The sequence below is a fragment of the Agromyces bracchium genome (assembly GCF_009709675.1).
Taxonomy (GTDB): Bacteria; Actinomycetota; Actinomycetes; order Actinomycetales; family Microbacteriaceae; genus Agromyces; species Agromyces bracchium.
Window position 1 is genome coordinate 67017 of record NZ_WMLB01000019.1, and the last position, 24947, is coordinate 91963.

Consider the following 24947-nt stretch of genomic DNA (forward strand, 5'->3'; position numbering starts at 1 on the left):
CCCGACGAGCGAGGGGCGATCAAACCCTCAAGTAAATTGGCACCTCGGAGTTGGATTCCGCCGTGCCAGTCGCAGCCGACGGTCGTTGAATGGTGTTCAGGGCCATGGCTATGGACATCCCGGCGGCCCAGGGGCCCCAAGCCAAGATCGGAAACGCCCCTATCCTCTGATTGGCAGGGCGAGCAGCTCCAGATTCTGTGGGGAAGCGGGGCCAACTCCGACCCAAACTCGAGCCCAGGATCGGTCCGAAATATCTGATCAGCCGCGCTTCGGCAGGGCGGACCGGACTTGAACCCGTGACCGATGGATCTGCTCGGCGATGAGCCGCCGCCTCGGCATGAGCCGAGTTCCTCGGGCGCGACCCGTGCACGATCTCTCGCGACCTGAGTCGCGGCGCATCGATGCGGACCACGAGGTGCGACTACCGGGCGACGATCGCGCACCGCACGACCTCTTCCAGGCTTTGCTAGCCTCCGAGAATCGCCCCCTGCGATGACTGCTGGAATACATGCCGTCGCATCGGCCCGAAATTCAACCGTCGTCGACACCGGTGGCCATGGTCCCGATTCACTACCCACTCTGACAAGCGGTCCTGACGGTCGATCGTAGGCAATTGGCGCCCGCGCGACGATAATCGGCATTGGGGCGACGCCAAGGTGCGCTCGGAATGAGGTGGTCGCAGTGGCAGAGATGAAGTTCGACCCAGACAAAATGTGGGACGGCATAGGCGACAGCATGGACAAGCTGAACGCAACTCCTAACCGCCCGCCTGAATACCCGCCCGGCGAGACCGCAATCGGTGACGACGGCTACGGCGGTAACAAGACCTCGATCGGCGATGACGAGGACGCAGGCGGTGAGACCGCCATCGGTGACGACGGCTACCCGGGCGGGGACACTGCCATTGGCGACGAGAACGCCGATTACCCGAGGCTCGACGGGGACGACTATCCGCGCGTCTAGGCCGATTCGTCGGTGTCAGCCCAAGCCCAGTCTCAGACATGGCATGCGCGGTCGCGGTCGCCGGGTCGAGTTTCCAGCCTCAAGGTCGGACCTTTACGCCGCGATGCTCGACATCCGATCGGCCCAGCGATAGCCATACCGTTCTAAGGCGACGCGACGCCTCGCTCGAGCAGGCGCTCCCCTTCCGCGAGCTCCGAGCTCCGTTACAGCGATCCGCCCGGACTAGTCAGGGCTGCCTCGTTGGGCTGCCGTTGCCCGTTCCTGTCTTCATCGGATGTCACGCATCGCGTCGAACTCTTGTCCCACCGAAATGAGCCGATCTCGGGTTTCTCGGCTTCCACAAGCAAGCCGAGGAACGCGACGGCTACGCCTCGGACGCCGTCTCGACGTCAGGCGACGTCGACATGTGCCCGGGCATGGATCGCGATGCGATCAGGGGTGAATAAACGTGCGCGGCGTGCGCTCTCCGGCTAGCCCGAGTCCAATGACACTCCCAGATCAAGGGAGACTTCCGCGCCTAACGAGGGACTTGAACCCAAGTTAGGGCGTAGGAATGTCACAGGTTCGAATCTAGGGTCCCCGATCAACGGCGGCACATCTCGAGGTAGGGCGGACGGGACTTGAACCCGTGACCGATGGATTATGAGTCCACTGCTCTAACCGGCTGAGCTACCGCCCCGTGAGCGATCTCAGTCGGGAACGATGACCGGGATCGACTCGGTGACCGGATCGGTCACGCGCTGACCACGATACAGACTCTCGAACGTGTCGAGCGTGCGGGTGATGTCGTGGGCCTTGATGAGCTTGAGCGATTGCGCCTTGAGGGCGTTGTAGTCGTCGGGCGTGGCCTCGAGCACGGTGCGGAGCTTGTCGGCGAGGTCCTTCGGGTCGCCCGGCTCGAACAGGTAGCCGTTCTCGCCGTGGTGCACGAGGTGCGGCAGGGCCATCGCGTTGGCGGCGACGACGGGCAGCGCCGAGGCCATGGCCTCCATGGTGACGATGCTCTGCAGCTCGGCGATCGAGGGCATCGCGAGCACCGAGGCCCGGTGGTACGCCTCGCGGAGCTCTTCGTCGGTGACGTAGCCGGTGAAGGTGACGCGGTCGGCGATGCCGAGCTCGACGGCGAGGTGCTCGAGGTTGCGCTTCTGGTCGCCGCCGCCGACGACGTCGACCTTCACGTCGAGTTCGGCCGGCAGCAGCGTCACGGCCCGCAGGAGCACGTCGATCTGCTTCTCGCCGGTGACTCGGCCGACGAAGACGATGCGGTTCTCGGTGCGCGGCTCCCAGTTCGGCGAGTACTTGTGCGCGTCGATGCCGCACGAGATGGCGTGCACGCCGCGGAGGCCGGTGTACTTCTCGAGGAAGTCGGCGGCGCGACGCGTGGGCGTCGTGACGGACTCGGCCCGCCCGAACGTGCGCCGAGCGGCCTTCCAGGCGAGACCGACGGCCCAGTCCTGCCACGCCTTCGGGATCAGCGTGAACTCGAGCATGTTCTCGGGCATGAAGTGGTTGGTGCCGACGATGCGGATGCCGCGCTTCGCGGCCTCGATCGAGAGGCCGCGACCGACCACGATGTGCGACTGGAAGTGCACGACGTCGGGCTTCACCTCGTCGAGGATGCGTGCACTGTTCTGCTTGATCCGCCACGGCAGCGCGAAGCGCAGCCAGTCGTGCGGGTACCAGCGCCAGCTCAGCAGGCGGTGCGCCGTGAGTTCCTGCCCCTCGTGGACCTCCTTCCACGTGCCGTGCTTGCGGCTCGCGGCGGGGGCAACGATGTGCACGTCGTGACCGCGCTCGACGAGTCCGGCGGCGAGCCGCTCGGCGAAGCGCGCGGCTCCGTTGACGTCGGGCGCGAAGGTGTCGGCGCCGATCAGGATCCGGAGCGGGCGCTCCGCGCCGGGATCGGCGGACACGCTCGATGAGTCGGACACGTGGTGCTGTACCTCGCTGTTCGTGGAACGGGGTCGGGGCCGAATACCTGGCCCGTCGGGGGGTGAAGACTGGCCGCGTGGGCGGGGTTCATCCGACCCTAGTGTACGAGAGGCTGCGGCGCAGCGCCGATCTCACGCGCCGAGCGCTGCTCGGATGAGCAGGCGTGGGCGCATCCGCGGCTCGGCGGCGGTGCGCCGTCAGAGCCTGGTCTGCGGATGGTTCTTCGCCAGGAGGAACACGCCCCAGATCGCCACGGCGCCGGTCACGACGAACACCGCGATCGCCCACGGCGGCGCCTGCGACGCCTCGCCGAGCACCGCGATGCCGATGAGCACCGCGACCATCGGGTCGACGACGGTGAGCCCGGCGATCACGAGGTCGGGCGGACCACTCGCGTACGCGTTCTGCACGAAGTACGCGCCGAGTCCGGTCGCCGCGAGCAGCGCGATCACGCAGAGGAACGTCAGCCAGTCGAACTCGCCCTGGTCGACCCGCGAGAGCACGACCTTCGCCAGCGTGGCCACGAACCCGTAGAGCACGCCCGCCATGAGGACGTAGAAGATCGCGCGGATGCGACGGCGGAACAGCGCGAACGTGATCGCCGCTGCGGCGAGCACCACGAGCAGGATGATCAGGATGGTGACGAGCTGGCGCGCCTGCACCGGCTTGTCGACGGCCGTGAAGGCCGCCACGCCGACGAAGACGAATACGCCGCCGACGCACATCACGATCGCGATGATCGACTTGCGGTTCAGCTTCACCTTGTTGATGCGGGAGTTCAGGATCGAGGTGATCACGAGCGCCAGCGCGCCGAGCGGCTGCACCACGATGAGCGGCGCGAAGTAGAGGCTCGAGAGCTGGAAGACGATCGCGAGCCCGAGCATGAGGGTGCCGAGCACCCACGAGGGGCGCGCGAGCAGCAGCGCGAGCTGCTTGCCGTTCAGCCCCTTGCCGAGGGTGTCGGCCGTGTTCGCCTCGACCTTGACCACGCCGCGATGCTGGAACTGGGCCCCGAGCGACAGGAAGACCGCCCCGACGAGCGCGAGCGGGATGCCGATGAACTGCGTCGGATCGAGCGGGATCAGCTCGGTGAGTTCGCTGAGGTCCGGATCCACCCCTCGACCCTACCGGCTGCCCCGCCGATATCCTTGGCGAATGGCCGTGCTCCCGATCCGAATCACGGGCGACCCCGTGCTCCATGCGCCGGCCTCGCCGGTCGAGACCATCGACGACGAGATCCGCACCCTGGTGCGCGACATGTTCGAGACGATGGATGCCGCGCCCGGCGTGGGTCTCGCCGGCCCGCAGGTCGGCGTCCCGCTCCGCCTGTTCACCTTCGGGTGGACGGACGAGGACGACCGCGAGTGGCGGGGCGTGGCGATCAACCCGGAGTTGTGGATCTCGCCGCCCGTGCCGGGCATGCCCGACGAGGACGACGAGTCGGAGGGGTGCCTGTCGTTCCCGGGCGAGCGCTTCGCGCTCCGACGCGCGGAACGCGCCATCCTGCGCGCGACCGACCTCGAGGGCGAACCGTTCGAGATCGTCGCCGACGGATGGCTCGCCCGCATCTTCCAGCACGAGTACGACCACCTCGACGGCGTGCTCTACATGGACCGGCTCGACGACCACGACCAGCGCATCGTCCAGAAGATCACGCGCAAGCGCGGCTGGGGCCGGCCGGGTTCGAGCTGGATGCCGGGCGTCGACGACCTCGAGGCGTGAGCCGCGGCATCCGCTCGCCTCGATCGACGCGGCGCCGACTCGCAGCCGTTCAGACGAAGAGGCGGATGCCGGCCGCCACGAGGGCGGCCACCGCGACCACGACGATGAAGGGCGTGCGCACGGCGTAGAGGGCCGCGGCGACGACGAGCGCCGGCACGCGTGCGTCGACGACGAGCGTCTGGCCGACCGCGAGCGTCTGCACGGCGATGAGCGCCGCCAGGAGGGCGACCGTGAGCAGGTCGGCGATGCGCGCGGGTCGCTCGCGCTCGAGGAACGACGCGGGCACGAGGTGCCCGGCGAGCTTCAGCGCGAGCGTCGCCGCGGTCGCGAGCAGGATGACGTGCCAGACGGTCATCGCACGGCCTCCCGCCTTCGGAAGAGGTCGAACCAGCCGACGACGAGCGCGACGACGGCCGCGACGAGCACCGGGAGGCCCGGGGTGAGGACGGGCGTCGCGACCGTCGCCACGACTGCCGCGAGCACCGCCGTCGCCCCTGCCTGCACGCGCTTGAGGCGCGGCCAGAGCAGCCCGAGGAAGGCGGCGGCGGCCGCGGCGTCGAGCCCGTACGCGCGGGTGTCGCCGAGCGCATCGCCGATGAGCGCGCCGAGGAGCGTGGTGAGGTTCCACCCGACGAAGATCGCGAGGCCGGTCACCCAGAAGCCGACGCGCGCCGCGCGCTCGTTCGTCTGCGCGAGCGCGACGGCCGTCGACTCGTCGATCGTGAGCCAGGCGGCCGCGATCCGGTGGGCGAGCCCGTGGTCGCCCACGACCGGGCGCATGCGCATGCCGTAGACGACGTTCCGCACGCCGAGCAGCGCGGCCGCTGCGATCGCCGAGCCGCCTGCGGCCACCCCGCCCGCGCCGAGCACGCCGACGAGCGCGAACTGCGAGCCGCCCGTGAACATCAGCAGGCTGAGGAAGCAGGTCTGCCAGACGTCGAGGCCCGACGCGACCGAGAGCGCGCCGAACGAGATGCCGTACGCGGCGGTCGCGAGCCCCACGGCGATGCCGTCGCGTCGCGCACCGCGGATCGAGGCGTCGACGTCGGATTCGGGCACGACTCCCAGTTGACCCGCAGTCGGCGCCTGCGCGCAAATCGGAGGGCACCCGGGAACGAGAACGGCCCGAACCTGATGGTCCGGGCCGGGGAAGCTCCCCCACTTGGACTCGAACCAAGAACCTATCGGTTAACAGCCGATTGCTCTGCCAATTGAGCTATGGAGGATCACGCTGGGCGCAGAGATACTGTAGCAAAGCGAGCGCCGGACTCCCAATCCGAGCCGGGCTCAGCTGCCGTCAGTATCCGGCGTCGAGGTCGATGCGCCCGTCGAACGCCGTGCCGCCGACGAACGCGGCGACGTTGACCGCGATCCGCCGTGCGAACAGCGGCACCGTCATGGCTTCGGTGTCGGCGACGTGCGGCGTGATGAGGCAGTTCGGCGCGTTCCAGAGCGGATGCCCCGCGGGCAGCGGTTCGGGGTCGGTGACGTCGAGCCCGGCACCGCCGAGCCGTCCCGACTCGAGCGCCGTGACGAGCGCGTCGGTGTCCACCAGTCCCCCGCGGGCGACGTTCACGAGGACCGCGTGGGCGGGGAGCGCCGACAGCTCGGCCGCGCCGACGATGCCGCGGGTCTCCTCGGTGAGGGCGGCGACGACGAACACGACCTCGGCGGTGCCGAGCACGTCGGCGAGGCGGTCGGTCGTGACGGTCCGGGTCGCGCCGGGCACCGCGGCATCCGCTCGTCGCACGACGGTCGTGCGCACGCGGAAGGGCGCCAGGAGGTGCAGCAGTTCGACGGCGATGCCGCCGGCACCGACGATCACGACCTCGGCGCCGTAGAGGCTGCGTCCGCGCTCGTCGACCTCCCACCCGGTCGCTCGCACGCGCCGCGGGAACTCCCGGAGCACTCCGAGCGCGAGGCCGAGCGCGTGCTCGGCGACGGGCTGCGCGTAGGCGCCCTTCGCGCTCGTCCACGTGCGGCCGTCGTCGCGGTGACGCGCGAGGAGGTCGGCGAACGCGTCGACCCCGGCCCACGGCAGCTGCACCCACGAGATCGCGGGATGCTCGGCGAGGATCCGCTCGAGGCGCTCCGCCTCGGCCGAGCTCGTCCAGACCAGCCCGCGCGTCGCGGCCGACAGGGGCTCGACGCGCCCGCCGGAGGCGGTGGCGGCGTCGACGAACGCCCGGTCGGCGTCGGGGACGATCGCGATCGGGCCGACCTCCGGAGGCATGCCGTGCGTGGGTGCTGCGCCCGGGAGTCTGCTGCCCGGTGCACCGGCGACCGGCTCGTGGCGGGCTCTGGGGTCGCCCGCCGTGGTCACTGCTGCCCGTCGGAGGACACGTCGTCGGTCACGGCGTGCCCGTCGTCGATCGCGCCCGCGAGCGCCTTGACGTACGGGTGCAGCGGGTCGTCGAGCACCGCCTCCATCGTGCCGTCGGCGACGAGCTCGCCCCGGTCGAGCACGGCGATCCGGTCGGCCACCCGGCGCAGCACCGGGAGGTCGTGCGAGATCACGATCGCCGAGAACGTGTGGCCGGCGCGGAGCTCGGTGAAGAGCCCCGCGACGGCATCGCGCACCGTGAGGTCGATGCCCGCCGTCGGCTGGTCGGCGATGAGGAGCTTCGGGCCGAGGACGAGCGCACGTGCCAGTGCCACGCGCTGGCGCTGCCCACCGCTCAGCTCGTACGGGAACTTCTCCAGCATGCCGAGCGGCAGTCGCACCGAGTCGAGCATCGTCGCGACGCGCGTGGCGAGCGCCGCCCGGTTGTACCGGTGGTCGCGTTCCAGGATCGGTTCGCCGATGATCTCGGCGACGGTCCGGTCGGCGGGCAGGCGCGCGGCGGCGTCCTGCGCGAGGTACCCGACGTGGAACCGCAGCGCGTTGAGCTTTCGCTTCGAGACGCCGCGCAGCGGCGTGCCGAGCACCATCGCCCCGCCGCCCGTGATGACGGGGCGGACCTCGCCGCTCGCGAGGGTCGGCTCGAACGCGGCACCTGAGAGCACCCGAGCGAGCGTCGAGGCGCCGCTGCCCGCCGAGCCGATCACGCCGACGACCTCGCCGGGCGCGACCCGAAGGTTCACCCCGTGCAGCGCGACGTGCGCGGCGCTCGGCCCCCGCCCGGGATACTCGACCGACAGGTCGCTGACCACCACCGGGTAGCCGTGCGCCGCGTCGCGGCTCATCGCGCGGCCTCCTCGCGGAGTCGGCGGAGCTCCTCGCGTCGCTCCGCCTGTGCGACCGGGTCGGGAACGGGCAGGGACGCGAGCAGTCGCTGCGTGTACGGGTCCGCGGGCGCGCCGAGCACCTCCGCACCGGTCCCCTCCTCGACGAGGCGACCGTGGTAGAGCACCGCGATGCGGTCGGCGAGCAGGTCGACGACCGCGAGGTCGTGGCTGATGAACAGCGACGCGAACCCGAACTCGCGCTGCAGCTCGGCGAAGAGCTCGAGGACGCGCGCTTGCACCGACACGTCGAGCGCCGACGTCGGTTCGTCGGCGATGAGCAGCTCGGGCTCGAGCGCGATCGCCCGGGCGAGGCTCGCGCGCTGCCGCTGGCCGCCCGAGAGCTCGTGCGGGTACCGGTCGCCGTAGGAGGCCGGCAGCTGCACCGCCTCGAGCAGCTCGTTCACGCGGGGCCGCGCATCGCGCGCGTCGACCGCGCGGTCGTGGATCACGAGGGGTTCTGCGACGCACTCCGCGATCGTGAGCAGCGGGTTGAAGCTCGACGCCGGGTCCTGGAACACGAAGCCGATGCGGCTGCGGGTCGGCCGGAACCGCCGTTCGCGGATGCCGAGCATCTCGTGGCCGAGCACCTTCAGCGAACCGCCCGTGACCCTCGTGAGCCCCGCGATCGCGCGGCCGATCGTGGTCTTGCCGGATCCGGACTCGCCGACGAGGCCGAGCACCTCGCCGGGCCGGATCACGAGGTCGACGCCGTCGACGGCGCGGAAGCCCGCACGGCCGAACCGGCCCGGGTACTCGATCTCGAGCCCTCGCGCCTCGACGACCGGGGTCTGCTCCGCCCAGTCGGCCGGGCGGGCCGCGGCCCGCTCCGCCGCGCGGGCGACGCCGTGGCCGACGTACGGCACGGCCGCGAGCAGCGCCTTCGTGTAGTCGGCCTTCGGGTCGGCGAAGAGCTCGCGCGCCGGCGCCTCCTCGACGACCTTGCCCTGGTACATCACCGCGACGCGGTCGGCGAGGTCGGCGACGACGCCCATGTTGTGCGTGATGAGCACGATCGCCGTGCCGAACTCGTCGCGCACGCGTCGCAGCAGGTCGAGGATCTCGGCCTGCACGGTCACGTCGAGCGCGGTCGTCGGCTCGTCGGCCACGATGAGGCCCGGCTCGAGTACGAGCGCCATGGCGATGACGATGCGCTGCTTCTGCCCGCCCGAGAACTGGTGCGGGTAGTGATCGACGCGATGCTCCGGGTCGGGGATGCCGACCCGGCCGAGGATCTCGATCGCGCGCTTCCGGGCATCCGCCTTCGAGACCTGGCCGTGCGCGCGCAGGCCCTCCATGATCTGCCAGCCGACCGTGTAGACCGGGTTCAGCGCGGTCGAGGGCTCCTGGAACACCATGGCGACGTCGGTGCCCCGGATGCCTCGGAGCTGGGCGCCGGTCAGCGAGATCACGTCGTGCTCGCCCGTGCCCGCACGGTTCGAGAGGACCACGGCGCCGCTCGTCGTCGCGGTCTCGGGCAGCAGCCCGAGGATCGTCTTCGCGGTCACCGTCTTGCCGGAGCCGGACTCGCCGACGATGGCGAGCACCTCGCCGCGCTCGACCGACAGGCTCACGTCGTCGACGGCCTTGACCGCGCCGGCGTCCGTCGAGAAGGACACGCCGAGGTTCCTGATGTCGACCACCGTGCTCATCGCTTGACCTCGATCCCGTGCTCGTCGAACGTCTCCCCGTCTTCGAGGCCCGCGAGCCCTCCCGGACCCGCGTCGAGGGTGCCGCCCGGCACGACCGAGGTCTCGGCGACCTCGCCCGCCGCCTGCGCGACCCGCCGCCGCCCGCGCAGGCGCGGGTCGGCGAGGTCGTTGAGGCTCTCGCCCACGAGCGTGATCGCGAGGACCGTGAACACGATCGCGAGGCCGGGGAAGAGCGCGGTCCACCAGATGCCGCTCGTGACATCCGACTGCGCCTTGTTCAGGTCGTAGCCCCACTCCGCCGCCGCGGTCGGCTCGATGCCGAAGCCGAGGAAGCCGAGCGCCGCAAGCGTGAGGATCGCCTCGGAGGAGTTCAGCGTGATGATGAGCGGCAGGGTGCGCGTGGCGTTCCGGAACACGTGCCGGAACACGATGCGGCGGTTCGGTGCGCCCAGGACCTTCGCCGACTCGACGTACGCCTCCGCCTTGATCCGCACGGTCTCCGCGCGGATCACGCGGAAGTACTGCGGGATGAAGACGACCGTGATCGAGCCGGCCGCGGCGAGTACGCCGCCCCAGAGGTTCGACTGCCCGCCCGAGATCACGATCGAGAGCACGATGGCGAGCAGGAGCGACGGGAAGGCGTAGATCGCGTCGAAGACGACGACGAGGATCCGGTCGAGCCATCCGCCGAAGTAGCCGGAGTACAGCCCGAGCGCGACGCCGATGAAGATCGCGAGGACGACGGCGACGATGATCACCAGGATGGCGGTCTGCGTACCCCAGATGACCCGCGAGAGCACGTCGTAGCCCCCGACGGTCGTGCCGAACGGGTGTGCTGCGGACGGCGGCTGCTGCGTTCCGAAGCCGCCGGAGGCGTCGGCGCGCTGCGCGAACCCGTACGGCGCGAGCAGCGGTGCGAAGATCGCGCACAGCACGAAGACGAGGAGCATGAGCAGGCCCGCGACGAGCATGCCCCGCTGGAGCCCGACGCTCTGGCGCACCTGGTGGACGACGGGGATGCGGTCGCGCCAGCGGTGTCCGGGGCGCGAAGAGACGGCGACGGCCATGTCAGTACCTCACTCGCGGGTCGATGAACGCCGCGATCACGTCGACGACGAAGTTCGTGAGCGCGACGATCACGGCGAGCAGCACGACGATGCCCTGCACCGCGGCGAAGTCGCGGGACTCGAGGAACTCGGCGAGGATGAAGCCGAGTCCCTTCCATTCGAACGTCGTCTCGGTGAGGACCGCGCCCGCGAGCAGGAGCGCGATCTGGAGGCCCATCACGGTGATGATCGGGATGAGCGCGGGGCGGTACGCGTGCTTGCGCAGCAGCCGCGACTCGGCGACGCCCCGCGAGCGGGCGGCGTCCACGTAGTCGGTGGCGAGCGTGCCGATGACGTTGGTCCGCACCAGTCGGAGGAAGATGCCCGCGGTGAGCAGCCCGAGGGCGATGGCCGGCAGCACCGCGTGCGCGAGCACGTCGACGAGGACCTCCGGGTTGCCGGTGCGGATCGCGTCGATCGTGTAGAAGCCGGTCGGGTCCGGCAGCGTCTGCATCTGGAGTTCCGCGCTGACGCTGGCGCGGCCCGCGACGGGAAGCCACTTGAGCCACACCGCGAAGATGAGCTTGAGCAGGAGGCCGGCGAAGAAGATCGGCACCGCGTACCAGATGATCGCGAGCACGCGGGCGATCGCGTCCTGGGCCTTGTCGCGGTGGTAGGCGGCGTACAGGCCGAGGGGCACGCCCACGGCGAACGCGACGATGAGCGAGTAGAACACCAGCTCGAAGGTCGCCGGACCGTAGGTGGTCAGCACCTCGATCACGGGCCGGTTCGTGGTCAGGGTCTGGCCGAAGTCGCCGGTCGCGAGCTGGGCGAGGTACTCGAGGTACTGCACGATCAGGGGCCGGTCGTAGCCCGCGGCCGCGCGCAGCTCTGCGAGCGCCTCGGGGCCGAGTCGTCCGCCCTGGGCGGCGGTGATCGGGTCGCCCGTCGTGCGCGCCAGGAAGAAGACGACGGTGACGAGGATGAAGATGGTCGGGAAGATCAGCAGGAAGCGGATGAGCAGGTAGCGCCCGAACCCACCTCCCGCGGCTTTGGGCCTGGGTCGGGCCGCGGCCGGCGCCTCGGATGACGGCGCAGTGTCAACAGTGCTCATTGGTTCCTCACGGGTGCAGGGAGACGGGGGCGACCCGCGGTAGCAGATCGCCCCCGTCGTCGTGCTGCGACGACTCTAGTCGGGACTCAGCCCTTCGAGAGCGCCGCGTAGCGGAACTTGAACGACGCGTCGAGGGTGTCTTCGGCACCTTCGACGTCGGCGCCCACGACCGCGATCTGCGCACCCTGCATGTACGGGATGGTCGAAAGGTCGGCGGCCACCTTGTCCTGGATCTCACCGATGAGCGCGGCGCGCGCGTCGGGGTCGCCGGTCACCGACTGCTCGAGGATGAGGTCGTTGACCTCGGGGTTCTCGTAGTGGTTGGCGAGGAAGTTCTCCGTGAGGAAGAACGGCGACAGGTAGTTGTCGGCGTCGGAGTAGTCCGGGAACCAGCCGAGCTGGTAGGCCGGGTACAGGTCGGCGACACGGTCGTCGGAGTACTGGACCCACTCGGTCGACTGCAGGTTCACGGTGAACAGGCCGCTCGCCTCGAGGTTGTCCTTGATGATCGCGTACTCGTCGGACGAGGACGGGCCGTAGCGCTCGGCGACGTACTGGATCGAGATGTCGACCGGCGTCTCGATGCCGGCCTCCTCCAGACGCTGCGCGGCCATGTCGGCGTCGGGCTGGCCCGAGCCGTCGCCGTACTGGTCCTTCAGCGCCTCGTTCGCGCCCGTGAGCCCCTCGGGGACGTACGAGTACAGCGGCGTGAAGGTGCCCTTGTACACGTCCTCCGAGATCGCGTCGCGGTCGATGAGGTCGGCGATCGCCTGGCGCACCGCGAGGGCCTTCGCCGGGTCGGCCTCGGCCGTGGTCGCACCGAACGGCATCGTGTTGAAGTTGAACACGAGGTAGCGGATCTCGCCGCCGGGGCCGTCGACGACCTTGACGTTGTCGTTGCCGCGGAGGTCCTCGATGTCGGTCGCGCTGAGCGTGCGGTGCGCGACGTCGATGTTGCCCTCCTGGACGTCGAGCTTCAGGTTCGACGCGTCGGTGTAGTACTTGACGTTGACCGTGTCGGTCTTCGCCTCGCCGAGGATGCCCGCGTAGTCGGGGTTGGCCTTGTACGCCACGAGGTTGTTGAAGTCGTAGCTCGTGATCGTGTACTGGCCGGCGAACGGCTCGCCCGCGACGATGTCGTCGTCCGACGTCAGCGCGTCGGCGGCGAAGACCTCTTCGTCGACGATCGGACCGGCCGGGCTCGAGAGGATCAGCGGGAAGATCTGGTCGTTCGGCGACTTCAGCGTGAAGACGACGGTGAGGTCGTCGGGCGCCTCGACGCTCTCGAGGTTGTAGAGCAGCGACGACGGGCCGTTCGGGTCGGCGATCGCGACCTGGCGGTCGAAGGTGAACTTCACATCGGACGAGGTGAGCTCGTTGCCGTTGGCGAAGGTCAGGCCCTCCTTGAGGGTCACCGTGTACTCGTTCTCGGAGGTGAACTCCGCCGACTCCGCGATGTCGGGCTCGACGTCGGGGCTGCCGTAGGGCGTGTTCATCAGGAACGGGTAGACCTGGTTCATGACGGCGAAGGAGCCGTTGTCGTACGAGCCGGCCGGGTCGAGCGCGGTGATCTGCTCGGTGGTGCCGATGGTGAGCGTGCCGCCACCGGTCGACCCCTCGTCGTCGCCGCCCGCGGAGCAGCCCGCGAGGGCGAGCGCGGCGGCGGAGAAGCCCGCGGCGAGCGCGAGGCCGCGCCGGCGGTTCGTGGATGCGGATGCCATATCCGTCTACCTCTTCCTGTCGGTGAGCGCGCGCGGGTTCGCCGCGTCGCGATCGTGTATCTCCCAGAGCTAGCACAGGCGGCTGGTGGTGACACCCGGAGCGGGGGCCATCGGGGCCCGAATGTGACCGATCTGCAACCTTGCCGGGGCGACGAGCTGCACACGATGAGCAGTCCTCGGATCCGCAGCCGGTCGATCCGCCCTCGGACTCGTGGTCAGTCGCCGCGCAGCGCCCGTCTCTCGCGCTCGAGGTCGACGAGCGCCCGCTGGATCATCGTGTACGTCGCCGTGTCGGCCGGGTCGGTGCGCTGCAGTCGGCCGAGCAGTTCCTGCTTCTGGCGCAGCAGTTCGCGATCGACCAGTGCGCCGACCACGCCGCGGACGTAGGCCGTGAGCTCGGCGTCGCCGCGCTGCGGCACGGGGAGCACGGCGAGCTGCTGCACGATCGACCCGAACGGCGGCGGAACCTCGGCGACGACGCGGTCGACGGTCACCGGCCGGACGGCCACCGCCGACGACACCGGGACCTCGCCCGGCGAGGTCGAGGCGACGGATGCCGCGGCGAGCACCGACGCGATGCCGTCGCGCACCACGGCGAGCGTGCCGTTGCCGAACCGGCAGTCGACGCCGTGGCGCAGCAGGTCGTCGCCGACGAGTTCGGGGTACTGCAGCATGACCTGCAGGGCGTCGCGCTCGAGGCGGGTCGCCGGGTCGTTCGGCAGCATCGTGATCGAGAACGGCCGGTCGGATGCCGCGCCCGCGCCGCCCTCGGACGGACCCGTTGCTCCAGCCGGCACGTACGCGTCGGGTCGTGCGTCGTCGGGTCGACCCGTCGGGCGCCCATCCTGGCCCGTGCTCCCCTGCCGCCCCGGTTCGTCGGGGCGTCGATCGCCCTGGCTCCGCTCGCCGCGGCGGTCCCGATCGCCGTCGCGCCCGCGTTCGCCGTCGCGCGGTCGCGCCCCCGCGGCGCGGACCGCCCGCCCGACCTCCTCGAGTTCCATGCCGAGCATGCGCGCGAGCTCCCGCGTGTACCCGGGCCGCAGCGCCGGATCGCGGATCTCGGCGACGATCGGTGCCGCCGCGCGGAGCGCCGCGACGCGCCCCTCGACGGTCTCGAGGTCGAAGCGGGCGAGCGTCGTGCGGATCACAAACTCGAACATCGGCGTCTTCGTCTCGACGAGCGACCGGACGGCGCCGTCGCCGCGTGCGAGCCGTAGGTCGCACGGGTCGAGCCCGTCGGGCGCGACGGCGACGAAGGTCTGCGCCGCGAACCGCCGCTCCTCGGCGAACGCCCGCATCGCGGCCTTCTGGCCGGCGGCGTCGCCGTCGAACGTGAACACGACCTCGCCGACACCCGAGTCGTCGCCGAGCACGCGCCGGAGCACCTTGATGTGGTCGACGCCGAAGGCGGTGCCGCACGTGGCGATCGCGGTCGTCACGCCCGCGAGGTGGCACGCCATCACGTCGGTGTAGCCCTCGACCACGACGACGCGATGCGTCTTCGAGATCTCGCGCTTGGCGAGGTCGAGCCCGTAGAGCACCTGCGCCTTGTGGTAGACGGCCGTCTCAGGGGTGTTGAGGTACTTCGGGCCCGGGTCGTCCTCGAGGAGCTTCCGGGCGCCGAACCCGACGGTCTGCCCGGTCACGTCGCGGATCGGCCAGATGAGCCGGCCGCGGAAGCGGTCGTAGACGCCGCGGTCGCCCTGCGAGACGAGTCCCGACGCGGCGAGCTCCTCCGTCGTGAAGCCCTTGCCCCGCAGGTGCTTCGTGAGCGTCTCCCAGCTCTTCGGCGCGAAGCCGACGCCGAAGTGGCGGGCGGCCTCGGCGTCGAAGCCCCGTTCGCCGAGGAACCTCCGCCCGACCTCGGCCTCCGGCGTGCCGAGCTGCTCGAGGAAGAACTCCTCGGCGGCCCGGTTCGCGGCGAGAAGCCGCGCGCGGTTGCCCGCGCCCTCGGCCGGCCCACCGCCGTCTTCGTAGTGCAGTTCGTAGCCGATGCGGCCGGCGAGGCGCTCGACGGCCTCGGTGAAGGTCACGTGGTCCATGCGCTGCAGGAACGTGTAGACGTCGCCCGATTCGCCGCAGCCGAAGCAGTGGTAGAAGCCGAGCTGGGGGCGCACGTGGAAGCTCGGGCTGCGCTCGTCGTGGAACGGGCAGAGCCCCTTCATCGAGCCGACGCCGGCCGATTTCAGGGAGACGTGCTCGCCGACGATGTCGGCGATGTTCGTGCGGGCCTTGACCTCTTCGACATCGCTCTGTCGAATACGGCCCGCCATGTCGTCAATCCTATTCCGCGGATGCCGCCCGGCGGCCCCGCACGCGCGTCATCGCTGCACGAGCCGTTCGTACCACGACAGCGCGGACTGGTCGGTGAGGCTCGCGACCTGGTCGACCACGACGCGGCGACGTGCCGCGTCGTCCGTCGCCGCCCGCCAGTCTTCGGCGAAGCCCGCGTCGAGGTGCTCGTCGCCCGTCTCCCAGAGCGCGTCGGCGAGGGCGGCGAGCACCTGCCGCTGCTGCGAGTAGATGGGCTGGCGCGTGTTCCTCGACATCACGAACGCCGCCACGATGCCCTTCAGCACGGCGATCTCGGCCTGGATCGATCGCGGCACGACGACGTCGGCGTCGAACCGGATGAGGCTCGCGACCGGGTGGTGCGCCCGGGTGGCTTCGGTCGCCGCGTGCGCGAACCGGCCGATGAGCTGGCTCGTGAGGTTCTTCAGCGCGGCCTGTTCGCGGCGGCTGCCCGTCCACTCCGAGATCCAGACGTCGAGCGAGTCGAGTCGATCGAACGCGGCGATGAGCTCGTCGTGGCCGAACGCGCCTCCGATCCACTCGACCATCGCGTCGACGAGCTCGTCGTGGTCGACGCGGCGGCCGAGGGCGGCGACGTCGATGTAGCCGCCGACGATCGCATCCTCGAAGTCGTGCACCGAGTACGCGATGTCGTCGGAGAGGTCCATGACCTGCGCCTCGATGCAGAGCCGGCGCTCGGGGGCGCCGCGACGCATCCACTCGAACACGTCGGCGTCGTCGGCGTAGAAGCCGAACTTGGTGCGGCCGCTGGGGTCGCCGACGCCCGAGCGCTCCGGCCAGGGGTACTTGCAGCTCGCGTCGAGGCTCGCACGTGTGAGGTTGAGCCCCAGAGAACGGCCGTCGGGCGAGAAGACCTTGGGCTCGAGGCGGGTGAGGATCCGCAGGGTCTGCGCGTTGCCTTCGAAGCCGCCGATGTCGGCCGCCCAGGCATTCATTGCCCTCTCGCCGTTGTGGCCGAACGGCGGATGCCCGAGGTCGTGCGCGAGGCACGCCGTGTCGACCACGTCGGGGTCGAGGCCCAGGCTGCCGGCGAGCTCGCGGCCGACCTGCGCGACCTCGAGCGAGTGGGTGAGTCGGTTGCGCGCGAAGTCGAGCCCGGAGGTGGGGCTCAGCACCTGCGTCTTCGCCGCGAGGCGTCGGAGCGCGCTCGAGTGCAGCAGGCGCGCGCGGTCGCGTGCGAAGTCGCTGCGGCGGCGGTTCTCGTGCTGCTCGGGCAGGAAGCGCTCGGCGTCGGCCTCGTCGTAGCCGCCGAAGAGTCGATCGCGCACGCGCTCAGCCGCCGCTCGTGTCGAGTTCGGCGTCGACGAGGGTCGCCCGGTCGTGGCCCGCGAGGTCTTGCGAGTCGAGCCAGCCGTCGGGCAGCGACGGGTTCTTCGGCGTGCCGGCGCGGCCGCGCGGCCCCTCCGCGCCCTCGCCCGGGTACGGCATCGACCAGTCGAGCGTGCCGAGCAGGTCGTCGAGGTGCGCGAGCGTGTCGACCGTCGCGAGCTTCGCGCGCAGGTCGCCGCCGACCGGGTAGCCCTTGAAGTACCAGGCGACGTGCTTGCGGATGTCGCGGCAGCCGCGCTCCTCGCTGTCGAAGAACTCGGTCAGCAGCTCCGCGTGACGGCGGAAGGTTCGCGCGACGTCGCCGAGCGACGGCTCGGCCTTGGCCTCTTCGCCGCGGAAGGCCGCGGCGAGGTCGCCGAAGAGCCACGGGCGCCCGAGGCATCCGCGCCCCACCACGACGCCGTCGCACCCGGTCTCGTCGACCATGCGCAGGGCGTCGTCGGCCGACCAGATGTCGCCGTTGCCGAGCACGGGCACGCTCGTGACGGCCTCCTTCAGCTTCGCGATGGCGGGCCAGTCGGCGTGGCCCGAGTAGAACTCGCTCGCGGTGCGCGCGTGCAGTGCGATCGAAGCCACGCCCGCGCCCTCGGCGATGCGACCCGCCTCGAGGTAGGTGAGGTGGTCGGCGTCGATGCCCTTGCGCATCTTGACCGTGAGCGGGATGTCGCCGGCCGCCTTGACGGCGCCCTCGACGATGTCGCGGAACAGGCCGGACTTCCACGGCAACGCCGCTCCCCCGCCCTTGCGGGTGACCTTCGGCACGGGGCATCCGAAGTTCAGGTCGATGTGGTCGGCGCGGTCCTCCGCGACGAGCATCGTCACCGCCTCGGAGACGGTCTTCGGGTCGACCCCGTAGAGCTGGATCGATCGCGGCGTCTCGGACTCGTGGTGCGTGATGAGCCGCATCGACTCGGGCGTGCGTTCGACGAGTGCGCGGCTCGTGATCATCTCGGAGACGTACAGGCCGGCGCCGAACTCGCGGCAGAGCCGGCGGAACGCCGTGTTCGTGATGCCCGCCATGGGTGCGAGCACGACCGGCACCTCGAGGTCGAGGCCGCCGATCGTGAGCGGGCGGGCGGGGGTCGTGGTCGTTGGCATCGTCATCGATTCTCCCAGACGGCGAGCCGGATCTGCCCGGGCTCGCGGCAGCGGCGCATAGGATGCGGGCAGGACGGCAGTGGGGAGGACGGCATGACGCGCTTCGCCGGGTTGGCGGGTGTCGAGCGGGTGCAAGCGGATGCCTCGGCGCGCGGCCTCGACATCGAGGTGATCGAGCGCCCCGCGGCGCGCAGCCTCGAAGAGGCCGCCGAGCTCCTCGGCATCGAACCCGCCGACATCGTCAAGTCACTCGTCGTCAAGCGCAGCGACGACACCTACGTCTTCGCGCTGGTGCCCGGCGGCCGGAAGATCAGCTGGCCGAAGCTCCGCGCACTCCTCGCGGTGAACAAGCTCCAGTTGCCCGACGCCTCGCTCGCGCTCGCCGCGACGGGCTACGAACGCGGCACGATCACGCCGCTCGGCTCGAGCATCGAGTGGCCGGTCGTCGCCGACGAGACCATCGTCGGCCGCCGCGTCTCGATGGGCGCGGGCGAGCACGGCCGCAGCCTGTTCGTCGACGCCGATGCGCTCATCCGCGCACTCGACGCTACCGTCGCCGACATCAGCGACCCCGAATGAGGCAGGTGGTCGAGGAGCGCGAAGCGCGCCCTGAGTACGCGGCTGGGCATGGCGGCCTCACCGAGCGGGAGGCAGTCGTGCTCGTCGGCGCCTGAATCGAACGACGCGGTGGGCGGCCTCACCGAGCGGGAGTCCGTCGTGCTCGTCGACTCCTGAATCGAAGGACGCGGTCACCGAGCGCGGCGAGCGTCCTCGGATTCAGGAGTCACCCCGGCCGGAGCATCTCCTGCGCCGCTGCGGCTCGGGTGGTCGAGGAGCGCGACACACGTGACGAGTCGGGTGAGGTGATCTCAATTCGCTCGCAACTCGATCACCGGGGCTCGTTCACCGGGGCTCGTTCACCGGGGCGCGTTCACCGGGGGAACCACGCACACGTCGCCCTCGCAGACCAGGGCACCGGGATCGCCGGAGATCATCGTGAACGGCGAGGGCGCGGCATCCGTCGCCCGGTCGCTGCTCACGCCGCGGCCCCATCCTGCTCGCCCGCGACCTGCGTGAGCACGTTGGCGAAGACCTCGGCGGGCTGGGCGCCCGAGACGCCGTACTTGCCCTCGAACACGAAGAAGGGCACGCCCTGGATGCCGTAGGCCCGCGCCTGCGCGATGTCGGCCTGCACGTCGTCGGCGTACCGGCCCGACTCGAGCGCCTCGCGCGCCTCGTCGGCGTCGATGCCGAGCTCGTCGGCCCAGCCGACGAGCTCGTCGATGCGGTTCACGCGGCCGCCCTCGGTGAAGTACGCCTTGAGCAGGCGCTCCTTCATCTCGAGCTGCGCGCCGTGCGCCTTCGCGAGGTGGAGCAGCTCGTGGCCCTTCAGCGTCTTCGTGTGCGCGACGGTCTCGAAGTGGTACTCGAGCCCGGCCTGCGCGGCGACGCCGGTCACGTGCTCGAGCATCTGCTCGACGCGGTCGAGGGGCAGTCCCTTCGCCTTCGAGAGGTACTCGGTCGTCGAGCCCTCGAAGTCGAGCGGGGTATCGGGCGAGAGCTCGAACGAGTGGTACTCGATCTCGACCTCGGGGGCGTCCTCGCCGAGCGCGGCGATCCCGGCCTCGAGGTGGCGCTTGCCGATGTAGCACCAGGGGCACGCGATGTCGGACCAGATGTCGATCTTGATGGGGGAACTCACGATGTATGCGAACGGATGCTTCGGCGCGCGTATTCCCCGAACGGCACGAATCGCGCTCGAACGGCTACAGGCCCTCAGGCGCCGCGGCGGTCGGCGCGTCGACCGCGCCGCCGAAGCGGCGGTTGCGCGACGCGTAGAGCTCGATCGCCTTCCAGAGTTCGGTGCGGCCGAAGTCGGGCCAGAGCGTGTCGAGGAACACCATCTCGGCGTACGCCGACTGCCAGAGGAGGAAGTTCGACGTGCGCTGCTCCCCCGAGCTGCGGACGAACAGGTCGACGTCGGGCATGTCGGGCACGTAGAGGTGCCGCTCGATGAGCTTCTCGGAGACGGCCGACGGGCGGATGCGGCCGGCGGCGACGTCGTCGGCGATCGCGCGGACCGCGTCGACGAGCTCGTTGCGGCCGCCGTAGTTCACGCACATCGTGAACTGCAGGCCCGTGTTGCCGGCGGTCAGCCGCTCGGCGACCTGCAGCTCGTCGATGACCGACTTCCAGAGCCGCGGCCGGCGACCGGCCCACCTGATGCGCACGTCCCACTCGTTGAGCTGGTCGCGGCGGCGGTGCAGCACGTCGCGGTTGTAGCCCATGAGGAAGCGCACCTCGTCGGGCGAGCGCTTCCAGTTCTCGGTCGAGAACGCGTAGACGGAGAGGTGCTTCACGCCCGCCTGGATGGCGCCCGCGACGACGTCGAGCAGCACCTCCTCGCCGGCCTTGTGCCCCTCGATGCGCGTGAGGCCCTGCCGGTTCGCCCAGCGGCCGTTGCCGTCCATGACGATCGCGACGTGCTCGGGCACCGCGCCCTTCGGAAACGCGGGCGGGGTGAGGCCGGTCCAGTCGAGCGGGCGGTAGGGCACCGCGTCCTTGTGGGTGTAGGGCTTGGGGGTCACTCTGGAGCCGTTCCTCGGGAGACGTGGGAGAGGGAGCGCAGGCCGCGCTCGAGATGCCATTGGGCGTACGCCGCGACGATACCGCTCGCCTGTCCGCGGTCGCGCTGCGAGGCCGCCTCGGCGACCTCCCAGTCGCCGGCGAGCAGCGCGCCGAGCAGGTCGACGGTGCTGGGCGCGATCCGCGCGGTGCCGGGCGGGGCGCACGCGTCGCAGACCACGCCGCCGAGCTGCACCACGACGGCCGTGTGCGGCCCTGGCGCGCCGCACCGGGAGCAGTCCTCGAAGCTCGGCGCCCAGCCGGCGATCGCCAGCGCGCGCAGCAAGTACGAGTCGAGCGTGAGGTCGGGCCCGTGCTCGCGCCGCGACAGCGAGCGGAGGGCGCCGACGAGCAGCAGGTACTGCTGCAGCGAGCCCTCGGCCTCGGTCAGCCGGTCGGCGGCCTCGACCATCGCGTTCGCGGCGGTGTAGGCGGCGTAGTCCTGGCTGATCTCGGCGCCGTACGCGCCGATCGACTCGGCCTGCGTGATCACGTCGAGCGTGCGGCCCTCGTACAGCTGGAGGTCGGCGACCATGAACGGTTCGAGCCGCGACCCGAACTTCGACGCCGTCCGCCGGACGCCGCGCGCGACCGCCCGGATCTTGCCGTGCCGACGCGTGAGGAGCGTGACGATCCGGTCGGCCTCGCCCAGCTTGTGGGTGCGCAGCACGACGGCGTCATCTCGATACACGGGCACCCGTCGATTCTCCCACCGACCGCCCTCCCCCGGTCCGCGACCGCGCCGCGCGGGCGAGCCCGTGCGATGACGGATGCCTCGGCCCACGGTGCGACGGGAGCGTCGGCGGCGATGCAGAATGGTCGGGTGACCGCGCCGTCCGCACCAGTCCTCGTCACCGGGGGCACCGGCACGCTCGGCCGCGCCGTGGTGCGGCAGCTCCGGGCGCGCGGCGACGACGTCCGAGTGCTCAGCCGTTCCGGTGCGCCCGACACGATTCGCGGCGACCTCGAGACCGGCGAGGGCGTCGAGGCGGCGCTCGAGGGGGTCGGCGCCGTGATGCACCTCGCCACGACGAGCCGCGACGACACCGAGATCACGCGGCGGCTCGTCCGCGCCGCCGAGCACGAGGGCCGCCCGCGCATCCTGTACTCCTCGATCGTCGGCATCGACCGCATCCCGCTCGCGTACTACGGCGGAAAGCGCGCCTCCGAGCGGATCATCGCCGAATCGCGCCTGCGCTGGACGACCCTCCGCGCGACGCAGTTCCACGACTTCGTCGCGACCCTGTTCCGCGTGCAGCGCTTCTCCCCCGTGGTGTTCGCGCCGGCCTTCTCGTTCCAGCCGATCTCGGTCGACGACGTCGCGAAGCGGCTCATCGAGCTCCTCGACGAGGATGTGCTCGGCATCGCGCCCGACATCGGCGGACCGGAGGTGCGCACGGCACGTGACCTCGCCAGGGCGTGGCTGGCGGCGCGCGGCTCGCGGCGGCCGACGGCCGCGTTCCGACTCCCCGGCACCCGGTTCGAGGCGTTCCGATCGGGCGCGAACCTCGTCCCCGGCGAGCCCTACGGAGGCGTCACGTTCGAGCAGTACCTCGCCCGCGCGCGCTGACGCGAGCCGCGGCATCCGTCGTGGTAGAACCGGTGCATGACCGTCGCGCCCTTCACGATCCCGCTCTGGTCCGATCTCGCGGCGGTCGGCATCGGCGCCCTGCAGGGCGCGATGTTCGCCTCGCGCATCAAGGAGCACCGCATCGACCTGCTGGGCGTCGCGCTCATCGGCATCATCGTCGGACTGGGCGGCGGCCTGCTGCGCGACCTGCTGCTGAACCAGCTGCCCGCCGCGATGCGGAGCAACTGGTACCTCGTCGTCGCGACCGCCGCGGCGCTCATCGGGATGCTCCTCATCCGGATCTTCGACCGGCTGAACTCGCTGATCATCGCGCTCGACGCGGTCACGATCGGGCTGTTCGCGGCGATCGGCACCACGAAGGCGCTCGCCTCCGGCGTACCCGAGGTGCCCGCGGTCTTCGTCGGCGTCGTCGCGGCCGTCGGCGGCTCGATCCTCCGCGACGTGGCGCTGAACCTGCCCATCGCGCTCATGCACGTCGGATCGCTCTACGCGGTCGCCGCCGCCGGCGGGACCGTCCTGCTCGTGACGATGGTGCTCGTCGGAGCGAACATCCTGGTCGCGGCGATCGCGTGCGTCTTCGTGACGACCGTCATCCGGCTGCTGTCGGTCCGGTTCGGGTGGAGCCTGCCCGAGCAGCGAGCGATCGGCAGCTGGCGCGTGTGGCGCCGCGCCTGATCGGCGGCCGGAGACGTCCGCGTCGCGCGACGCGGGTGAGCGCGCCGCGTGATCGCGGGCGGGCGACGACGGATGCCGCGCCCGCCCGCGCACGATCGGATCAGGCGAGCGCCGGCTCCGCGGCCTCCTCGCGCACGCGCACCGCGCGGAGCGCACGGTTCACGGCGGACACGACGGCCTTCAGCGACGCCGTCGAGATGTCGGCGTCGATGCCGACGCCCCAGAGCGTGCGCCCCTCGACCTGGCACTCGACGTAGGCCGCGGCGATGGCGTCGCCGCCGGCCGACATCGCGTGCTCGCTGTAGTCGAGCACGCGCACGTCGACGCCCTCGGCCGCGAGCACCGACAGGAACGCGGCGACCGGGCCGTTGCCGGAGCCGTCGGCGTCGACGCGCTCGTCGCCGTCGCGAAGGCCGACGCGCACGCGGACCTCGCCGGTCAGGTCGCTCTCGCTGCGCATGGAGAGCAGTTCGAACCGGCCCCACTTCTCGTGGGGGCGATCCTGCGGCGCGGGCAGGTACTCGTCGTTGAAGATCGACCAGATCTCCTCGCTCGTGACCTCGCCGCCCTCGGCATCCGTCTTCGCCTGCACGACGCCGGAGAACTCGATCTGCAGGCGACGCGGCAGGTCGAGCGCGTGGTCGGTCTTCAGCAGGTAGGCGACGCCGCCCTTACCCGACTGCGAGTTCACGCGGATGACGGCCTCGTAGTTGCGGCCGATGTCCTTCGGGTCGACCGGCAGATAGGGCACCGCCCAGGCGAGGTCGTCGACCGAGACGCCGCGATCGGCGGCCCTGGCCTCCATGGCCTCGAAGCCCTTCTTGATCGCGTCCTGGTGCGAACCCGAGAACGCCGTGTACACCAGGTCGCCCGCCCACGGGCTGCGCTCGGGAACGGGAAGCTGGTTGCAGTACTCGGCCGTGCGCTTGACCTCGTCCATGTCGGACAGGTCGACCTGAGGGTCGATGCCCTGCGTGAACAGGTTCATCGCGAGCGCGACCAGGTCGACGTTGCCGGTGCGCTCGCCGTTGCCGAACAGGCAGCCCTCGATGCGGTCGGCGCCGGCCATGTAGCCGAGCTCGGCGGCCGCGATCGCCGTGCCGCGGTCGTTGTGGGGGTGCAGCGACAGGATGACGTTCTCACGGTGGGCGAGGTGACGGCTCATCCACTCGATCGAGTCGGCGTAGACGTTCGGGGTCGCCATCTCGACGGTCGCGGGGAGGTTGATGATGACCTTCCGCTCCGGGGTCGGCTCGAGGACCTCGAGGACCTGGTTGCAGACGTCGACCGCGAACTCGAGCTCGGTGCCGGTGTAGCTCTCGGGCGAGTACTCGTAGTAGACGGTCGTGCCGGGCACGCTCGCCTCCATCTCGCGACACTTCCGGGCTCCGTGCAGGGCGATGTCGATGATGCCCTGCTGGTCGGTCCGGAACACGACCTCGCGCTGCAGCACGCTGGTCGAGTTGTAGAGGTGCACGATCGCCTGCTTCGCCCCGCGGATCGACTCGTACGTGCGCTCGATCAGGTGGTCGCGCGCCTGCGTCAGCACCTGGATCGTGACGTCGTCGGGGATCGCGCCCTCGTCGATCAGGCTGCGGACGAAGTCGAAGTCGGTCTGGCTGGCGCTCGGGAAGCCGACCTCGATCTCCTTGTAGCCCATCCTGACGAGCAGGTCGAACATGATGCGCTTGCGCTCGGGGCTCATCGGGTCGATGAGCGCCTGGTTGCCGTCGCGCAGGTCGACGGCGCACCAGCGCGGCGCGACCTCGATGCGCTTGGACGGCCACGTGCGGTCGGGCAGGTCGACGCGGATCTGCTCGTGGAACGGGCGGTACCGATGCACGGGCATCGGCGACGGCTTCTGGTGGTTCTGCATTGGGTGCTCTTCTCGCTATTCGGGGGTTTCAGCCGACGACGAACTCCGCAGCGAGGGAGGCCTGT

Annotated in this window: 23 protein-coding genes and 2 tRNA genes; 5 read left to right on the forward strand and 20 right to left on the reverse strand. The window is 70.7% G+C overall.

The features are described from left to right. The first annotated feature begins 681 nt into the window (after window positions 1–681). A complete protein-coding gene (locus GJ743_RS07595) occupies window positions 682–963 on the forward strand; it encodes a hypothetical protein (RefSeq protein ID WP_155051296.1) in 282 nt (93 codons plus the stop codon). A 605-nt stretch (window positions 964–1568) separates the two neighbouring features. Here GJ743_RS07595 and GJ743_RS07600 read toward each other — a convergent pair. The 3 genes from GJ743_RS07600 to GJ743_RS07610 all read right to left on the reverse strand — a co-directional run bounded on the left by GJ743_RS07600 (window position 1569) and on the right by GJ743_RS07610 (window position 4010). After that, window positions 1569–1642: transfer RNA gene (locus tag GJ743_RS07600), tRNA-Ile, on the reverse strand. Between the two features lie 10 nt (window positions 1643–1652). Continuing rightward, entirely contained in the window at window positions 1653–2894 is a 1242-nt protein-coding gene (locus GJ743_RS07605; RefSeq protein ID WP_328288914.1) for a glycosyltransferase, read from the reverse strand. Between the two features lie 198 nt (window positions 2895–3092). Further along, a complete protein-coding gene (locus GJ743_RS07610; protein ID WP_328288915.1) occupies window positions 3093–4010 on the reverse strand; it encodes a DMT family transporter in 918 nt (305 codons plus the stop codon). Between the two features lie 40 nt (window positions 4011–4050). Here GJ743_RS07610 and def point away from each other — a divergent pair, with 40 nt between their 5' ends. Then, the gene (gene def, locus GJ743_RS07615; RefSeq protein ID WP_155051297.1) at window positions 4051–4617 is read left to right on the forward strand and encodes a peptide deformylase; all 567 of its coding nucleotides are present in this window, start codon (window positions 4051–4053) and stop codon (window positions 4615–4617) included. A 49-nt stretch (window positions 4618–4666) separates the two neighbouring features. Here the strand turns inward: def and GJ743_RS07620 are convergent, their stop codons facing one another. The 12 genes from GJ743_RS07620 to dusB form a co-directional block, all read right to left on the reverse strand. Continuing rightward, on the reverse strand, window positions 4667–4972 hold the full coding sequence (locus tag GJ743_RS07620; protein WP_155051298.1) for an AzlD domain-containing protein: 306 nt from the start codon (window positions 4970–4972) through the stop codon (window positions 4667–4669). Then, the gene (locus tag GJ743_RS07625) at window positions 4969–5676 is read right to left on the reverse strand and encodes an AzlC family ABC transporter permease (RefSeq protein WP_328288916.1); all 708 of its coding nucleotides are present in this window, start codon (window positions 5674–5676) and stop codon (window positions 4969–4971) included. Before GJ743_RS07625 ends, GJ743_RS07620 begins: the two co-directional genes overlap by 4 nt. Before the next feature lie 94 nt (window positions 5677–5770). Beyond that, window positions 5771–5843, reverse strand: a tRNA-Asn gene (locus GJ743_RS07630). Between the two features lie 71 nt (window positions 5844–5914). Continuing rightward, window positions 5915–6850, reverse strand: a complete 936-nt coding sequence (locus GJ743_RS07635; RefSeq protein WP_155051300.1) for a D-isomer specific 2-hydroxyacid dehydrogenase family protein — start codon at window positions 6848–6850, stop codon at window positions 5915–5917. 86 nt (window positions 6851–6936) lie between these two features. After that, window positions 6937–7803 carry an ATP-binding cassette domain-containing protein gene (locus tag GJ743_RS07640; protein ID WP_155051301.1) on the reverse strand — a complete coding sequence of 289 codons (867 nt, stop codon included), beginning with the start codon at window positions 7801–7803 and terminating at the stop codon, window positions 6937–6939. Further along, the gene (locus GJ743_RS07645; protein ID WP_155051302.1) at window positions 7800–9494 is read right to left on the reverse strand and encodes an ABC transporter ATP-binding protein; all 1695 of its coding nucleotides are present in this window, start codon (window positions 9492–9494) and stop codon (window positions 7800–7802) included. Before GJ743_RS07645 ends, GJ743_RS07640 begins: the two co-directional genes overlap by 4 nt. After that, on the reverse strand, window positions 9491–10561 hold the full coding sequence (locus GJ743_RS07650; RefSeq protein WP_155051303.1) for an ABC transporter permease: 1071 nt from the start codon (window positions 10559–10561) through the stop codon (window positions 9491–9493). Before GJ743_RS07650 ends, GJ743_RS07645 begins: the two co-directional genes overlap by 4 nt. Before the next feature lies 1 nt (window position 10562). Further along, window positions 10563–11654, reverse strand: a complete 1092-nt coding sequence (locus GJ743_RS07655) for an ABC transporter permease (protein ID WP_155051304.1) — start codon at window positions 11652–11654, stop codon at window positions 10563–10565. An 86-nt stretch (window positions 11655–11740) separates the two neighbouring features. After that, complete coding sequence (locus GJ743_RS07660; protein ID WP_155051305.1) at window positions 11741–13375, reverse strand: ABC transporter substrate-binding protein; 1635 nt, start codon at window positions 13373–13375, stop codon at window positions 11741–11743. A gap of 215 nt (window positions 13376–13590) precedes the next feature. Beyond that, window positions 13591–15648 carry a DNA primase gene (gene dnaG, locus GJ743_RS07665; RefSeq protein ID WP_155051306.1) on the reverse strand — a complete coding sequence of 686 codons (2058 nt, stop codon included), beginning with the start codon at window positions 15646–15648 and terminating at the stop codon, window positions 13591–13593. 48 nt (window positions 15649–15696) lie between these two features. Continuing rightward, window positions 15697–16956: a deoxyguanosinetriphosphate triphosphohydrolase gene (locus tag GJ743_RS07670; RefSeq protein WP_328288917.1), complete on the reverse strand. Its 1260-nt coding sequence runs from the start codon at window positions 16954–16956 to the stop codon at window positions 15697–15699. A gap of 4 nt (window positions 16957–16960) precedes the next feature. Continuing rightward, window positions 16961–18115 carry a tRNA dihydrouridine synthase DusB gene (gene dusB / locus GJ743_RS07675; protein WP_155051307.1) on the reverse strand — a complete coding sequence of 385 codons (1155 nt, stop codon included), beginning with the start codon at window positions 18113–18115 and terminating at the stop codon, window positions 16961–16963. Window positions 18116–18208: 93 nt separating this feature from the next. Here dusB and GJ743_RS07680 point away from each other — a divergent pair, with 93 nt between their 5' ends. Beyond that, window positions 18209–18694, forward strand: a complete 486-nt coding sequence (locus tag GJ743_RS07680; protein WP_155051308.1) for an aminoacyl-tRNA deacylase — start codon at window positions 18209–18211, stop codon at window positions 18692–18694. A 338-nt stretch (window positions 18695–19032) separates the two neighbouring features. Here GJ743_RS07680 and GJ743_RS19965 read toward each other — a convergent pair whose 3' ends face one another. The 4 genes from GJ743_RS19965 to recO all read right to left on the reverse strand — a co-directional run bounded on the left by GJ743_RS19965 (window position 19033) and on the right by recO (window position 21437). Beyond that, window positions 19033–19155, reverse strand: a complete 123-nt coding sequence (locus GJ743_RS19965) for a hypothetical protein (RefSeq protein WP_268865789.1) — start codon at window positions 19153–19155, stop codon at window positions 19033–19035. Further along, a complete protein-coding gene (locus tag GJ743_RS07685) occupies window positions 19152–19817 on the reverse strand; it encodes a DsbA family oxidoreductase (protein WP_328288918.1) in 666 nt (221 codons plus the stop codon). Before GJ743_RS07685 ends, GJ743_RS19965 begins: the two co-directional genes overlap by 4 nt. Before the next feature lie 64 nt (window positions 19818–19881). Then, the gene (locus tag GJ743_RS07690) at window positions 19882–20703 is read right to left on the reverse strand and encodes an isoprenyl transferase (RefSeq protein WP_328288919.1); all 822 of its coding nucleotides are present in this window, start codon (window positions 20701–20703) and stop codon (window positions 19882–19884) included. Beyond that, a complete protein-coding gene (recO, locus tag GJ743_RS07695) occupies window positions 20700–21437 on the reverse strand; it encodes a DNA repair protein RecO (RefSeq protein ID WP_328288920.1) in 738 nt (245 codons plus the stop codon). Before recO ends, GJ743_RS07690 begins: the two co-directional genes overlap by 4 nt. 126 nt (window positions 21438–21563) lie before the next feature. On the opposite strand from recO, the gene GJ743_RS07700 reads away from it, so the two are divergent. Both GJ743_RS07700 and GJ743_RS07705 read left to right on the forward strand, forming a co-directional pair. Further along, window positions 21564–22310 (forward strand): SDR family oxidoreductase, encoded by a 747-nt coding sequence (locus GJ743_RS07700; protein ID WP_328288921.1) that lies wholly within the window; start codon window positions 21564–21566, stop codon window positions 22308–22310. 36 nt (window positions 22311–22346) lie between these two features. Further along, the gene (locus GJ743_RS07705; RefSeq protein ID WP_155051312.1) at window positions 22347–23006 is read left to right on the forward strand and encodes a trimeric intracellular cation channel family protein; all 660 of its coding nucleotides are present in this window, start codon (window positions 22347–22349) and stop codon (window positions 23004–23006) included. Window positions 23007–23106: 100 nt separating this feature from the next. On the opposite strand, the gene leuA is transcribed toward GJ743_RS07705, so the two are convergent. Continuing rightward, window positions 23107–24882: a 2-isopropylmalate synthase gene (gene leuA / locus GJ743_RS07710; RefSeq protein ID WP_155051313.1), complete on the reverse strand. Its 1776-nt coding sequence runs from the start codon at window positions 24880–24882 to the stop codon at window positions 23107–23109. Window positions 24883–24947 lie beyond the last annotated feature (65 nt).

Coding starts and splice junctions, on each gene's coding strand:
- GJ743_RS07635 (WP_155051300.1), bottom strand. CDS start 6,850: ATGCCTCCGGAGGTCGGCCCGATCGCGATCGTCCCCGACGCCGACCGG.
- def (WP_155051297.1), top strand. CDS start 4,051: ATGGCCGTGCTCCCGATCCGAATCACGGGCGACCCCGTGCTCCATGCG.
- GJ743_RS07660 (WP_155051305.1), bottom strand. CDS start 13,375: ATGGCATCCGCATCCACGAACCGCCGGCGCGGCCTCGCGCTCGCCGCG.
- GJ743_RS07640 (WP_155051301.1), bottom strand. CDS start 7,803: ATGAGCCGCGACGCGGCGCACGGCTACCCGGTGGTGGTCAGCGACCTG.
- dusB (WP_155051307.1), bottom strand. CDS start 18,115: ATGCCAACGACCACGACCCCCGCCCGCCCGCTCACGATCGGCGGCCTC.
- dnaG (WP_155051306.1), bottom strand. CDS start 15,648: ATGGCGGGCCGTATTCGACAGAGCGATGTCGAAGAGGTCAAGGCCCGC.
- GJ743_RS07620 (WP_155051298.1), bottom strand. CDS start 4,972: ATGACCGTCTGGCACGTCATCCTGCTCGCGACCGCGGCGACGCTCGCG.
- GJ743_RS07655 (WP_155051304.1), bottom strand. CDS start 11,654: ATGAGCACTGTTGACACTGCGCCGTCATCCGAGGCGCCGGCCGCGGCC.
- GJ743_RS07705 (WP_155051312.1), top strand. CDS start 22,347: ATGACCGTCGCGCCCTTCACGATCCCGCTCTGGTCCGATCTCGCGGCG.
- GJ743_RS07680 (WP_155051308.1), top strand. CDS start 18,209: ATGACGCGCTTCGCCGGGTTGGCGGGTGTCGAGCGGGTGCAAGCGGAT.
- leuA (WP_155051313.1), bottom strand. CDS start 24,882: ATGCAGAACCACCAGAAGCCGTCGCCGATGCCCGTGCATCGGTACCGC.
- GJ743_RS07645 (WP_155051302.1), bottom strand. CDS start 9,494: ATGAGCACGGTGGTCGACATCAGGAACCTCGGCGTGTCCTTCTCGACG.
- GJ743_RS07650 (WP_155051303.1), bottom strand. CDS start 10,561: ATGGCCGTCGCCGTCTCTTCGCGCCCCGGACACCGCTGGCGCGACCGC.